The 14,062-nt window shown below is 44.8% G+C and carries 11 protein-coding genes; all 11 read right to left on the bottom strand.

Going from position 1 to position 14,062, the window contains the following annotated elements; translation table 11 throughout:
• Positions 1–47: 47 nt before the first annotated feature.
• Genes N5O98_RS12840 through N5O98_RS12890 form a run of 11 tightly spaced genes read right to left on the bottom strand, consistent with a single transcriptional unit; the run spans position 48 to position 14,059 of the window.
• A complete protein-coding gene (locus tag N5O98_RS12840) occupies positions 48–1,343 on the bottom strand; it encodes a phenylacetate--CoA ligase family protein (protein WP_004311051.1) in 1,296 nt (431 codons plus the stop codon).
• Entirely contained in the window at positions 1,327–3,024 is a 1,698-nt protein-coding gene (locus tag N5O98_RS12845) for a C45 family autoproteolytic acyltransferase/hydolase (protein ID WP_004311050.1), read from the bottom strand. The genes N5O98_RS12840 and N5O98_RS12845 overlap by 17 nt, the downstream gene beginning before the upstream one ends.
• Entirely contained in the window at positions 3,017–4,507 is a 1,491-nt protein-coding gene (locus N5O98_RS12850) for a phytoene desaturase family protein (RefSeq protein ID WP_004311049.1), read from the bottom strand. Before N5O98_RS12850 ends, N5O98_RS12845 begins: the two co-directional genes overlap by 8 nt.
• A gap of 1 nt (position 4,508) precedes the next feature.
• Positions 4,509–8,366 (bottom strand): trifunctional MMPL family transporter/lysophospholipid acyltransferase/class I SAM-dependent methyltransferase, encoded by a 3,858-nt coding sequence (locus N5O98_RS12855; RefSeq protein ID WP_004311048.1) that lies wholly within the window; start codon positions 8,364–8,366, stop codon positions 4,509–4,511.
• Positions 8,363–9,553 (bottom strand): DUF2062 domain-containing protein, encoded by a 1,191-nt coding sequence (locus N5O98_RS12860; protein ID WP_032856124.1) that lies wholly within the window; start codon positions 9,551–9,553, stop codon positions 8,363–8,365. The genes N5O98_RS12855 and N5O98_RS12860 overlap by 4 nt, the downstream gene beginning before the upstream one ends.
• The gene (locus tag N5O98_RS12865) at positions 9,550–9,984 is read right to left on the bottom strand and encodes a 3-hydroxylacyl-ACP dehydratase (protein ID WP_004311046.1); all 435 of its coding nucleotides are present in this window, start codon (positions 9,982–9,984) and stop codon (positions 9,550–9,552) included. Before N5O98_RS12865 ends, N5O98_RS12860 begins: the two co-directional genes overlap by 4 nt.
• A gap of 3 nt (positions 9,985–9,987) precedes the next feature.
• A complete protein-coding gene (locus tag N5O98_RS12870; protein WP_004305461.1) occupies positions 9,988–10,548 on the bottom strand; it encodes a hypothetical protein in 561 nt (186 codons plus the stop codon).
• Positions 10,523–11,158, bottom strand: a complete 636-nt coding sequence (locus N5O98_RS12875; protein ID WP_004323602.1) for a LolA family protein — start codon at positions 11,156–11,158, stop codon at positions 10,523–10,525. Before N5O98_RS12875 ends, N5O98_RS12870 begins: the two co-directional genes overlap by 26 nt.
• 13 nt (positions 11,159–11,171) lie before the next feature.
• The gene (locus N5O98_RS12880) at positions 11,172–11,849 is read right to left on the bottom strand and encodes a polysaccharide deacetylase family protein (protein ID WP_004297286.1); all 678 of its coding nucleotides are present in this window, start codon (positions 11,847–11,849) and stop codon (positions 11,172–11,174) included.
• Positions 11,846–12,844 carry a beta-ketoacyl synthase chain length factor gene (locus N5O98_RS12885; protein ID WP_004297287.1) on the bottom strand — a complete coding sequence of 333 codons (999 nt, stop codon included), beginning with the start codon at positions 12,842–12,844 and terminating at the stop codon, positions 11,846–11,848. Before N5O98_RS12885 ends, N5O98_RS12880 begins: the two co-directional genes overlap by 4 nt.
• A gap of 24 nt (positions 12,845–12,868) precedes the next feature.
• Positions 12,869–14,059, bottom strand: coding sequence for a beta-ketoacyl-[acyl-carrier-protein] synthase family protein (locus tag N5O98_RS12890; protein ID WP_004311043.1), 1,191 nt, complete (start codon positions 14,057–14,059; stop codon positions 12,869–12,871).
• Positions 14,060–14,062: the final 3 nt, after the last annotated feature.

Below are 14,062 nucleotides of genomic sequence, written 5' to 3' on the forward strand. Positions count from 1 at the left end.
TGTTAAAGTGATATAGTTGGTTACTAACTTCCAAAAGTAGAAAATAATTATCGTAAATCAATGAATTTTATCGTTTTTCGACTCATTGGAGGCATTTGTATCTTGGCAATGTACTCTGCCGATTCAAAATTGATGCTTGGCGCCACTCTGACTTTCGAACGGAACAGATCTTTAATCTCTTTGGCAAAGGCTTCGCTACGGTTCTCGCTTCCGATACGAATCAGAATCTCATCCGTTCCCAATTCATTGGTATAAACTTCAATGATATAGTTTTTTACCGAAGGTATATTATCCAGAATGTCGAATAATGCAGGCGGATACAACGTCGTTCCTTTGTATTTAATCATTTGTCCTTTCCGGCCGAGGATGGAGCTTAGGCGGATGGTATTTCTCCCGCAACCACAGGGATCGGTGTGGTGGTAACAAATATCACCTGTTTTGAAACGGAGCAACGGCATACCTTTGACTCCGAGCGTCGTGATCGTCACTTCCCCTGCTTCTCCCTCTTCCACAGGACGATTGTTATCATCCAGAAACTCTACAATGATAAGTTCCGGTTGCAAATGCCCTCCGTGGAATTCATTACACTCGGTAAAGGACGACTGCATTTCGGTGGAGGCATAAGTGGAATACAACTGCAAGGCAGGCCATTTATCGTGTATTTTCTGTCCGAGCGTATTCAACTGGAATTCCTGATTGCGCAATGCTTCTCCGATACAGATGCACTTCTGCATGGAACAGGTATTATGGTTGATATGATTCTTTTCGGCAAACTCTATCAGTTTGATAAGGAAAGAGGGGACTACCATTCCACAAGTCGGATGTATCCGTCGAATTGTGTCCCATTGCAGTTCCGGGATGCCGTTGCCTACACGGATCACTCCCATACCCAGTTCGCGGGCTCCCATATAATATGCCAAGCCTGCCATGAAACGGCGGTCGATGGTAGTCATCAATTGAAGAATATCTTGCTTGGTGCATCCGGTGGTGGTGAAAGATAAGTATTCGTTGTAAGAAAGACGGTCCAGGTCTTCAGAGGTGAGAACGAAAGTGACCGGATCTCCCAATGTGCCCGAAGTCGTCACATAGTCGATAATTTCCTCTTTGTCTACGCAGATGAAATCATCGTTATGGAGTTGCAGGTCCGTCTTGGTAGTGACGGGGATCTGTTGCAAGTCTTCAATCGTCTTTATTTGATTGATATCAATGTGATGTTCGGCAAACATCTGTTGATAGAACTTGGAATGTGCTTGCAGGTAGGCTAACACTTTGGCTAACTGTTCTTCCTGATAGCTTTTGATATCTTCCGGTGAGCGGAACTGAATTTCAGGATTCTTTTCCATCTTTGGATTGTTTTTGAATTTTCTGTTGGATACGTTCTTTCTCTTGCAACTTGGGAATGGATTTCTTCAATGCCTGTTGCCAGTATGCAATGGCCTGTTTAGATTGCTGCATGGCCTCGTAGTAATCTCCTATTACTTCATATACATAGTATAGGGAAGGATTGGAGGCTTGGTATGTTTTTAAAACAGATTCCTCTATCTGTTCCTTTTTTCTGATTTTCTTCAATAAAAGCGGAGTCAGTTTCTTATACGTGAGAAGATGCTGGAACTCCGGTGTGTCGATGAATTTATCTTCCGGAATGGTCAGGTCGGAACTGTATATTTCGTGTTGCCAATCAATCGTGTCTTTGAATATCTTATTCAGGTCATAGGCTACGTATTTCCCACATTGCCAGGGAGAGGTCGATACCCACATCAGCCGTTTCTCCGGTTGGAAGATGACGGAATGATGGGCAATAAACTGATTGATGGCCATTTCGTTGGCCAGTCCCAGGTCTGTGTTTTGCAGGCCTTTGTGGTCACGCAGGATAGAGGCGGCTTTGGAGACATCGATCGGAAGATCCTCATTAATGAGTTCCGTTAATCGTGCAAAACGGTATGGGCTGTCGGAAGTGCGGATATTTTCCATGTTTCGTTCGTCCTTGCTGAATTCTTCCGATTGGTAATGGTTGGTGCAGATGAGCCGATTGGCTTCTTTTCCGGTGAAAAGCACAGTTTTCTCCGGAGATTTCTCGATAATCGCGGCTTTGCCATCTTTGGCAGAACCTATCAATATGGATTCGGAGACGAATGTTTCCCGTTTTTTGGCGATGGCAAAGGCTTCATCAATAGTGGCTGCATATTGCAGAATCTCTCTGGTCAGGATGGAAATGGGGGTGGCGGAACCTGTGGGGACAGCAGATTTGGCAGCATTAATTGTCACGGTAAGACCTGTCTCGTTCATGCCGGATAACACTCCTATCATACCGGGCCATCCGACGGAAGCAAACCTGTATCCTTGCTCCGGTACATAAAAAGCCACCTGCTTGTTCTCTGCGAAGGCATCTCCTACATAGAAATCGAAGTTACGTCCGATCAGCAGGGATGAATCTGCACTTTGTGTTCCCCAAGTGGCGAACGAACTGCATCCCACTAACATATAATCTTGCATGGCATGTCCCAGGTCGTGTGCCGAATGGTAATTCAACTGGCGTTCGTAAGGAGTGCCGATGAAGTCGTATTCATGCGTACATGATAGCGAGATTCCGTAGATCTCGTCGCGGTATTCTTCGAGGACGTTCTCACCCAGATTACGGTTGAATAATACAATGAAGAACCGGAGGAATTTCAGATAACTGTCTGAAGGAACAATCTCACGAATCTGATCCACGAACACTTTCTCTTGATGGTGGAGCAGGTCGGAAGACAGTTGCCCGATAGCTTCTCCTCTCTGGAAAGCATCCCCTTTCACAAACAATTCCCATAAGCCGCTGTCGCTGTGCCGGAGAAAGTTATCTCCATAATGCCGGAGGTGGAGACTGTCTATATCAATCACTTTGTCTGTGGTCATGCTTTGCTCATGTTTGGGCGTTTGCATATCCGCAGAAAAGTAGAGATAGCTGATTCCGGCTATCAATAGAACGATGAGCGACAGGAAAAGGAAGCCCGTGTATTGGAGTGTCTTTTTGACTATTCTATGCATTTCCTACTTTTTTAGCCAGATATTCTTGTCCTACAAACTCCGCACAAGTCAGCATGGCAGTTAGTGTTACCCCTAATGCACCATGCACATTCAGGTTTTGCCCGGTGAGAAAGAGATTTCCCAAGCGGCTTCTTGTAGATACGAAACCAATTTGCGGACATTTATAATCTTTGATAATCCCATACGCGGAACCATCCACTGTTCCTGTATAGTCCCGATAGCTTAATGGAGTAGTGGTATACATCTCTTCTATGTTTTCTGAAAGGTCAATGCCATGTCCTCGGATGAAGCGGAGAATCTGTTCTGCTTTCTCCTTTTTGAAGGATTGGTAGTCTTCTCCCCGATGTTCGGGAGTCGTGTCCTTCCAGGCAGACAGTTCATCTATATACATAGGTGTCAGGATGGAAATGACACTGGCATATTGACTGTCCTCGGAAGACGCTTGCATGGAAATCATACAGTTGGTGGTCCGTCCCGGATAGAGCAGTTTGTCATACCACACTTTATTGTTCGCATGCAGATACAGGTTGCGGTTCTGATAAGGAGTGCTTTTTTTCTTCATTACCAGGTAGAGCGTAAAAATGCCGTAGGTATTTTCCAACGAACGGATGCGGGAAATATAGGCATTCTTGATGCTACGGTTTTTATCCAGTATCTCCAATGTCCGTTGGGGATGCATATTGGAGATGACGAAGTCGCTTTCCAGTCGCTCTTCTCCATTGATGATAACCCCTTGTACCTTTTCGTTTTCAACGATGATGCGGGTGGCTTCACTGTTATTGAGCACGGTCCCTCCGTTTGCCCGGATTACATTGATTAGCTCCAGACTGACTTGCATACTTCCGTCTACAAAACGGTAGGCGCCTTCAATATAGGAGTGATTAATCATGGCATGCTGGTAGAAAGTGGAGACATCTTTCAAACCTCCGTAGAGTAAAGCTGAACCTGCCAGTACATTTCGTAAGGCGGGGTCCGGAGTGATATCCGCAATCAGATGGGCGGCAGAGGTACAAAAGTATTTCATACCCTCCAAAGCGAGTGTGCCTTGTTTCAGGTGGTCTACGCTAATCAGGTTTCCGACAGCCTGAAGCTGTTCGGCATAGCATTTCAAGTTTTCTTTCTCATGCGGGAAGGAACGGCAGATGGTTTCAATAAACTGCGGGTATCCCATTGCATAATCGTATGTTTTTCCTTTATAGTAGATCGTATCAAAAGCAGCATCGTCCAAGCGTTTTATTTTCAGCTTGTCCATGATACCGAAATAGCGGAAATACTGGTTCATCACTTGACCCTCATCCAGGCTTCCTACATAATGAATACCCGTATCCAACAGATGCCCTTTTCGTTGGTAAGTCTGGAAGCATCCGCCGAATTGCGCATTTTTTTCTACTACGCATACGTTGAATCCCTCTTTGCTAAGAATCGCTCCGCATTCCAGTCCGCCAAGGCCGCTGCCGATAATGATGATGTCATATTTGCTCATACTAGTTCGGTTTTCTAAATATGTAAATGGTGTTTGATGTATATTTGTCATTAGGAATGATTTCGACAGCCATTCCACAGGCGACTGCTATTTCCCGTAATTGGGTTTCAGTGGTGAAATACAGTTCTCCGGTTGTCCGGTTGAAGTTGAAGATACGGGTGGATAGTAATTCCGTGAACCGGGTTAACCGGTGCTTGGAAGCGTTGGCTGAATTTCCGTCGCGTATGATAATCATTCCTTGTGAACGCAAGCGACCGGCACATTTCAACAATAGGGTTTGTTGATGTTCGTAGCTCATATAGTGAAGCATGTCGTTCAGGATAAAGACATCACTTTCCGGCAGGGGATATTCCAATGCATTGCCATGCTTGAACTGGAGATGCTCGTTGCGTAACCATCCGTGCTGCGCCAGCGCTATCTTGTCTTCATCGTAATCAATACCCAGGATTTCCCGGTCCTCGGAAAGCAGAGACAGCATATAGCATAACGGGCCGAAGCCGCAACCGATGTCTGTGATTTGCCCTTGGACGGGAATCAACCGGTTGAATAGCCGGTAATTCTTTTCCATCTTTACTTTAATACGGATATACCATTCTACGACGGGACCTTTATAGATATAGTTCTGGATAAGAGCTTCGTAGAACGCCGGATTGTCCGTCGTGTTCTGTTCACGGCAGATACGGGCATAAACCTCTTTCATGTAAGCGGATATGCGTTTGGTACGCTCCTGATAAGTACTTCCGAAAGACAGATCGTCTAGTGGTATACGGGGAAGTATTTCTGTATAGATGATTCCTTTCCGGATATTGAAAGGCTGTGCTTTGGCAATGATTTTGTTATTACCGTAAAGCAGGATCGGCAGAATATCCAGTTTCAATGCTTCTGCCAGATAGAATGCTCCTTTGTGGAAACGTTTCATCTTTCCGTTATAGGTACGTGTGCCTTCCGGGAAAATGGCGATGGAGTAGCCCTCCTTCACTTTTTTCCGCATCCGTTCCATATATTGCTCGTATCCTTCGCCTATATAATAGAAGTCGACATAACGAATGATGGCTCCGAAGAAAGGAGAGTGCCATACCCAATGGTTGGTTACCATCAGGATTTTAGATGAAAGAGACAGCAATACCAGAATGTCGATGAACGACTGGTGGTTGGCAATGATAATTGCCGGATGCCGGAAGCGTTCGTTGGCTTTGTTGATATGTTCTTTTTTGACGGCGGTGGCCAGTAGCAAAATTCCTTTGCAGGTGATTTGTATCAGGCGGCACACCAAACGCTGCTTGCTGCTTTTGCGCACAGGCACCGGATAAAGCAGGATAATCAATATACGGAGGACGATGCAGCCGATAAAGAAAAGCAGGAAGAGCAACACGGTACGTATCAATCCGATAAGCGTATAAGGCGGTAATCCTTTGGAAGCGGGGCCTGCGATGAAGAACCGGAAAATGAGTGGCTGAATGGTATAAGCCACCAGTACCACTGCTATCATACCCAGAATGGAAATCAGGGAAATGGATTGCAAAGCCGGGTGTTTGGCAAACACAAGTGCTCCCATACCGACCACTGTGGTGAAGGCGGAGAAGAAGATGGCTGTTTTATGGGAATTCAACACCTTCTGACCTGTACGGTATTTGTTTTGTAGCCCGTCCATAATGAAGATACTGAAGTCATCTCCAATGCCAAAGATAAAGGTGGACAGGATGATGTTGATAATATTGAACTCAATCCCCAGAATTCCCATCAATCCCAAGATGATTACCCAGCTGATTAGCATTGGGAGAAAGCTCATCAGGGTAAGTTCGATACGTCCGTAGGAGAACCATAGTGCAAAGAATATGAGGAAAGAAGAGATGTACAGAATCAGGTAAAAGTCGTCATTGATGGCCGATACCCATTTGTTGGCAAAATAGGAACGGTCGAAGATGACTACATTCGGGTCTTTATTAAAGTTCTGGTACACAGCTTCCTTATTCGGTTCGCTGATCCGTATCTGGCTGATAAGCATGGTGATGGAATCGGCAGAGGTTTGCCATTCATTCAATAGCTTGCCGGATAAATCGTCTTCTTGCGCGGTGTAATGATATTCACCGAAAGGCTGGTTCATCCATTGATAAAAAGGTTCGAAGCTTCCCGGGCGGAAACGATATTCGGCGGCAACTGTTTCCAACTGTTCACGGACTTGTTGCTGTTTTTCATCCGTCCAGTAATCTTTCCATTTCTTCAGGCGTTTTTGCTGCTCTTGCGGAGAGATCAGAAACTGTGAGGCGGAGGCATACTCTTTGATGAGTCCCTGCTCTTTCAGTGCCGATAACTTCTGATTGGTCGTTGCATAAATTTCGGTAGCCTGATTCATGTCTTTGCCCACACTGACAAAAAGCACGGTCTTTTCGTCGTTGTCGAAGAGTTGCAGTAATTTTTCTTCCGATTGTTGGAGATGGCGGGGCTCATAGTTGAGACTCATCATATCGTTGTTGAAGCCTACCTTTTGCGAAGTAAACAAACAGATCACTGTAATGAGGAGGATGCCGCCTACCAGCCATTTATTCTTTTCGTAAGAATAAGCATTTATTTTCTCGATGATGCGTAGTATGCGTCCCTGTTTGACGTCTGCCTGTCCTTTCAGAAAATGAGGCAGGTAAATGAGACAGAAGAGGGTGGTGCCCACCAATGCCAGAGAGGCAAACAATCCGAAGTCGCGTAACAGATCGGAACTGGTGAATATCAATCCCAGAAATGCGCCGATAGTGGTGAAACTACCTACCGTAAGCGGATAGGCTATCTCTTTAATAAGTTGTTGAACGGTGGAAACATGGTTCTGGTGTGCCAGCATGTGAATGGAATAGCTTAGTGCAATACCCATCACTGCCGAACCAGCTCCCACTGCAATGGCGGAGATACTTCCTTTGATAAAGAAAATGAGAAACAGGGCAAATAATCCTCCGAACAGTACTGGAGTAATAATCAACGGTATCGATCTCTTTCGTTTAAAAACGAGTGAGATGAATACAATGATGATAAGCAGTGCCAGAGAGGAGGTCAGGATGGTATCTTTCTTAATCTGACGGGCGTTGTAGACTCCCACGGAGGGACCGCCGAAGTATTCAGCTCGAATGGTAGGAGATTCTCCCTGTACGTGCTTGAGCTCTTCTTCGAGTATCTTTATCAGTTCGTCGTTCTTTCCGGTGCTGCCTGTACTGAATACCGGGGTAATGAACATAAGTAAGGTGGAACCGTCTTTGGAGAAGATATGTTCGTCATAAATCTCGTAGTTGGCTTCCAACTGGAAATCTTGCAAATGTTTCAGGGTTTCGCTTCCCAGTCCGAGCGGGTCCCGGAGAATATAGCTTCTTAATGCAATTCCGGCAGGAGAGAGGAGATTGGTATAATTCTTTTGCATGACAGCCTGTATCCCTTTATCCGTCAGTAAGGAATCGAAGCGTTGATAGTCCGTATCTGTCAGGAAAAGCGGAAGATGTTCATAAACGAAGTCTGTGGCTCCTTGGATGAGGCTTTGGTCTACCTGTGCGAGAATTCCTTTAATCAGTTTTCCTCCGGCTTTTTCAGTCAGGGTTTGTTGCAGTTGTCCGGCTGCTTCTATCAGGGAGTCGGGTTCTACGCGGTGGCAGGTATCTGCCGAGGATAACATAATGATAATCTTATCCTTAATCTTGAGATTGTCGAATACTTTGATTGTGTTCTGGGAATCTTTAGTGTCGGGGAAAAATTGTGTGATGTTCTCTTCGAACCTTACTTGCAGGGCAAAGAATCCCATTAACAGGACACAACTGATGAGTGACAAATAGAACAGAATCTTGTGCCTCTCGAAATAATCATATAGTCCGATAAAAAACTGGGTCATATCTTTTTTTTCCTACACGCCGTGAGCAGAATGAACGCGATGGTTCCTGCCAGTATGCTGCAACCGACTGCAAAGATAACACTTCCTATTAAATATTGCTCTATGACTGATTTTACATTTTCAAAAGAAAGTTCGTTTAAATGCAGATTGACAGGATCTCCCAGCACTTTGCAACCGGTTACGTAACTGCCGTACAGCAAAAATGGAATCATCGGAGGGATACTGATATTGGCTGCTACAATAGCTATGACTTTATTCAGTCTGAACAAATGTGCCAGAAATAACGTGATTAGCATTTGATATCCCCATACCGGAACGATCCCCATGAATACGCCGAGTGTGATGGCAGCCGTGATCCGCAGATTAGATTCGGGGGAGTGGGTGACATGATCCGAGAAAAACTGCTTGCAGTTCTTCCAGGTCAGTTTACGGAAGAAGTTTCGGGGGATGATCCAAAGGAAAGTGACGAGCACCAGTACTGTGTTCAGGATACTGATACGGGTGAAATCGCGGAACGGTCGGAAATGAGAAACTCGCTCTTCCTGTGGCGGATAATAAACATGTACCGGAATGTTTTTAACGGTAATGCCTCCCCAGGCAGCAAAGACAAGTGCTTCCAACTCAAATTCGTATTTGGCGGTGTAATACCACTTGTCCACATTCATTCGTTGGATGGGGTACAGGCGGTAGCCGGATTGAGTATCTTGCAGTTTGATACCTGTTTCGAGGGTAAACCAGAAGTTGGAAAACTTATTGGCAAATGTATTCTTTCCCGGCATGTTGTCCGAGGCGAGGTTACGGGCACCTACCAATAATGTGTCCGGTTCCTTTTCTATGGATTCGATCAATGCAGGGATATCCGAAGCGAAATGCTGTCCGTCAGAATCAATGGTGATAGCATACCGGAATCCTTGCTTTTTGGCAAAGGATAGTCCATGTCTCAAAGCTACTCCTTTTCCTTGATTGACAGGGTGGGTGATGGTATGTAAGTTAGATTCCCGGCTAAGTATTTCGGCTGTTTCATCTGTAGAACCGTCGTTGACAACAAGGATATCGGGGGCGTAGAAACGTACACTTTCTATGACGTCCGCCAGTGTCTTTCCATTGTTGTAACTTGGGATGATAACGATGATCCCTAATTGTTTCAACTTCTCGTGCCAATAGGCTGTACTTATTTGTTCCTTCATACTGTCGGGGTAAGTGCAGCTTTTAGTTTGATGAAACATTCGTTCTTTACGGTATTTTCCTCTACAGTGCTCTCTTTCACAGTACTCTTTTTTACAGCTTCCTTCTTTATAGTCCCTTCCGCTTGCAACTGAAGTGTACCTTCTTCTGTCTCTTTAAAAGTCAGTGCCACCGAAATGTGCGGTGTTTCTATAGGATTGATAGCCGAAAGAAACTTGCAGGAAGACACTTGTGTTACTTGCAATTTTTGCTGGCGAATGTCTTCTACACATTCCTTGATAAGTTGTAACAGGCAAACTCCCGGAACTACCGGATGTCCGGGGAAATGTCCCTGATAAACAGGATGCCCGGGATTCAACTTTACCTGGATAGTCCAGATCGTTGAGTCCGATGATTCGGAGGAAAGGATGGTATAGAAGTTATCAAGTAGCATATATTAAATCTCTTTAGATAGTTTGTCCAGACGGATCGTTAACCGAATCCACGGATGTTTGATTTTTATTTGTGCGGGATCGCCCGGAGTATTGCCAATGATGTAGACCACTGACTTTCCAAAGCCTTTTCCACTGGTTCTTTTTTCAGTAGCACTGTCTTTAGTCGTTTTCACACGAATATCTTTCCCACTTAAGAACAGACGTCTGAAATCCATCTCCAGAAGTTTCAGCACCTTTTCCTTTTTCATGGGTTCAATGCAACTGTTGACAGTAAACTGATCGTTGCGTAGAGAAAAATCGAAAAGGCTTAGTCCGAAGTAAGTAGACGCTACGATCCGGATTTCGTTATCAGGCATACGGCGTACTATTAGCATACCGCTCATGTGATGTTTCATGAAATCCAGTTGGATATTGTATTTTTGCGAGCTTTCTCCTTGTGTTAGTTCGATAGCGGGGAGCACAGTACTTCCTTCCCCGCTCATCCGTGGAGAGCAGGAAGTCTGGATCTGTATCCATAAGAACAGCAGAACCATCAGACTAACGAATCGCAAACTTCGTCTCATTCTTCAGGGAGTTGAACTTTTTATTATAGAATTCGTATTCTGTATAGTTTGTGGCTGTTTCGGACAGACGGAGTTTGTGTACCGACATATCTTTCTTGTCCAGATAGATTTCTATACCGGCAATATAGGCTTGTACCGCTTTGTTGGTCGGTTTTATTTTAACCAGATAGTATCGTGCGTCTTCAAAATACTCCAGCAGGTAGTTGGACGACATTTTAGACAGGTCGCCTATCATACACGCGGTCAGCATATCCTGCATCTGTGCCATCATTTTGTTCGAACTAAGATTCATGATACTTTTCTTGCCATCCGAAACGATTTTGAGCTTACTGCCGTTTATCACGATGAGATAATCCATCGGGCGGAAATATTCCATGCAGATTTTATGGGTCTTCTGGTAGTAGAACTTCCCTTTGGAAGTAACCTTCTCATCGAATACATCGAGATATTTCACTTGGGTGAAATCGCTTTCGATGGACTCTACGGTTTGCGCCTCCTTTGCCAGGCGGCTTTCAAACTCTGTCTTTTGCGCCATCTTTTTCATGCTCTGGGCATGGATAGAGGCTATTGACAAGAAGAAAAGCGATAAATATATTAATAAAGTTCTCATACCTTTTTTTATTTTATGCCAATAGTTTGTCCGGACGGACAACGGTATATCCTTGTTCTTTCAGCAAATCCAAGATTTGTTTCACTAGCTGGTCGCTGTCAGGCATCCGGTCGTGCAACAGAATAATGGCTCCCGGTTCAAGATGTTTCCGAATCCTGGCAAGGACTTTATCCGGTGCTTGTTGTGTATCCAGTGTACGGATGCTCCATCCTATAGGGGTATATCCTAACTGTCGAACGGCTTTCGCAATCGTTGGATTAGTGACACCGAACGGCGGACGAAACAAACTAACCGGCTGCGAAGTTACTCGTTCTAGTTCACACTGACAAGTTTGCAAGTCTTTTTTCATCTTGGAGAGCCCGTATAGCGGGAATAAACCGGAATGGGTATGCGAATGATTTCCAATCAGATGACCTTCTGCCACCATTTTTTGCAAGATTGCTTCATTCCCTTTTACCTTATGACCGATACAGAAGAAACAGGCGGTTACCTGATATTCTTTTAGTACCTGCAGAACTTTGGGAGTCTGTAGGGAGTCGGGGCCGTCATCAAAAGTCAGGGCGACAATCTTTTCCGCAGTATGCTTTTTGCAAAATGACCGGAGGTAAATTCCCGATTGAATGCTATAAGAGGCATAAACGAGAAAAGACAGGAGCAAGAGCAAGCAAAGAAGGAGGCAAACGATTATCATACGCTTTTCCGGATTAGAATCAATGAATGATTGATGGAGTGGTGATGATTATAAATCAATATATGGGTCGAGGTAGTGCAGTTGGCCGATTCGTTCACTGCTTTCCATACCGCATACGATGTTGCGGTAGGATATTCACCACATTCATTCTTAAAACTAAGATGAACACTTTCCGGGAAAAGGTTTGTTTCAAGCTCTTCATAAATAGAGTTGCCATTGTCAACAGTTTGCTCGTGAGAGTCATCTTGATTGTGTGGCTTCTTGTTTTTCCCGGTAACCAACCACTGAATATCCTGACATTCTAAACCATTTCGTTGCAAAAAACGGATGATTCGGGAGCTGATTTCTTCTGTAGTCTGTTTCCCTATGAAAGTTTCGATTCCCTGTATTTCAGCCAACGGATGCTCTCCGGCTTCCCGACTTAACAGGAAGAATTGAGCACCTTCTCCTGCTGCTATCCCTTTCAGCACTCCCAGCCGTTGCTGAATCGTGTAACTGGTTTCTGTCATTTCATCGATGGCTCCCACAAGTATATTCTCGCTTCCTTCTCCTATTTTCATCATAGCGTCCAATAAAGCACTTTCAAAACTAAGACCACGGTGGACATAAGTCATGTTGTAGGCATGTATTTGATGAATCAGAGCTATTTGTGCACCGATTGTATTGAATGTCGACTGGATAAAAGGAGTAGGATTCAGCATCCGCTCTTCATTATCCAATAGGTTGTTCAGGAATTTTTCCGTATCTGTCAAGCAGCCCAATCCTGTTGCTGTGATGATTCCTTGTATCTTTTCAGGAGATAGTTCACCCATACATTCCAATCCGCAAGCCACCCCCATTTTTACGATACGGCTCATGCGTCTGCGCAAGGTCGCATTGGTGATAATATCCTTATAATCGGGTTCGCAAGCCTGAAGATAAGGGCGATTATTTCCTGGTGAATGATCCTTTGGCGGATGAATGGAAGCGATGCGTTGAATATAAACTGGCTGCATAGGCTTAAATACTTAAAGGTGCGTTTATGCTGGAAAATTCGTTGCGGAAAAGAGGAGCGATGAATCGTTTCCTCCGAAACCGAAAGAGTTGGATAACACATGTCGGATGGGGATTCCTTCTTGAAAAGAGGTTTCCGGTATCAGTCCTGTTTCCGGCATCGCATCCGTAAAGTTCAGGTTGGGATAAATCAGCCCTTTATCTATTGAAAGAACGGAGTAAACAGCTTCAATTCCTTCGGAAGCTCCTAAGGTATGTCCGATAAAAGCTTTTACCGAACTAAATGGCGGAACGTGTTCTCCAAAGATTCTTCGGAGCGCCATGCCTTCTGACGCATCATTGCCGGGAGTACCTGTTCCATGTACATTGATATAATCGATTTTTTCAAGGGAAATACCACTGGAAGCGATAGCTTCACTCATTGACAGAAAGGCACCGTCCCCTTCAGGAGAACTTCCTGTTTGATGATAAGCCTCATTCGTATTGGCGTAACCGCTAAGTTCGCAATAAGGAGTTCTTTGGAGTGAACTTTCCGATTGAAGCACTAAGTAACCGGCACCTTCTCCCAGATTTAATCCGGTACGTGAGCGGTCAAAGGGACGGCAATGTGTTTTGTCCAAAATCATCAGGGAGTTGAATCCATTGAGCGTAAACCGGCAAAGTGCATCCGTACCTCCCACGATAGCAGCATCCAGTAGCCCGTGTTTAATCATTCTTGCTCCCAGCATGATGGCATTGGCTGCTGACGAGCAGGCTGTACTGATGGTGGTTATAAAATCATTGATACCCAAATACGAAGCAATCAATTCTGTACTGGCTCCGCAGTCGTGTGAAATTACTTCCCGTAACCGTCCCTGTCCCGGGTTTTTCTTGAAAGATTCATAGAAGTGCTCGCTCAAATCCATGCCGCCAACGGAAGTGGCGGAAATAAAACCGATACGTAATGGTGGTGTGAGTCCCGCATCTTTCATTGCTTCTTTGGCTGCTATCATTCCCAACAAGGCCGTACGTGATACAGTGCGTTGCGGAGGTAAAGAGATCAGTTGCTTTAGTTCCTCATTGCTACGTTTCACTTCGGATACGGGCACATCGAGAGCAGTCGGAAAAAGAGTTACTTTTCCGATGCCATGCTTTCTTTGTCTCAACGCTTCTATATTTTCGGAAACTCCGATACCGATGCCCGAAACAACTCCCAATCCGGTGACGTATATCTTCATCGG

This window comes from Bacteroides sp. LFL-34 (assembly GCF_027257075.1).
GTDB lineage: Bacteria > Bacteroidota > Bacteroidia > Bacteroidales > Bacteroidaceae > Bacteroides > Bacteroides ovatus.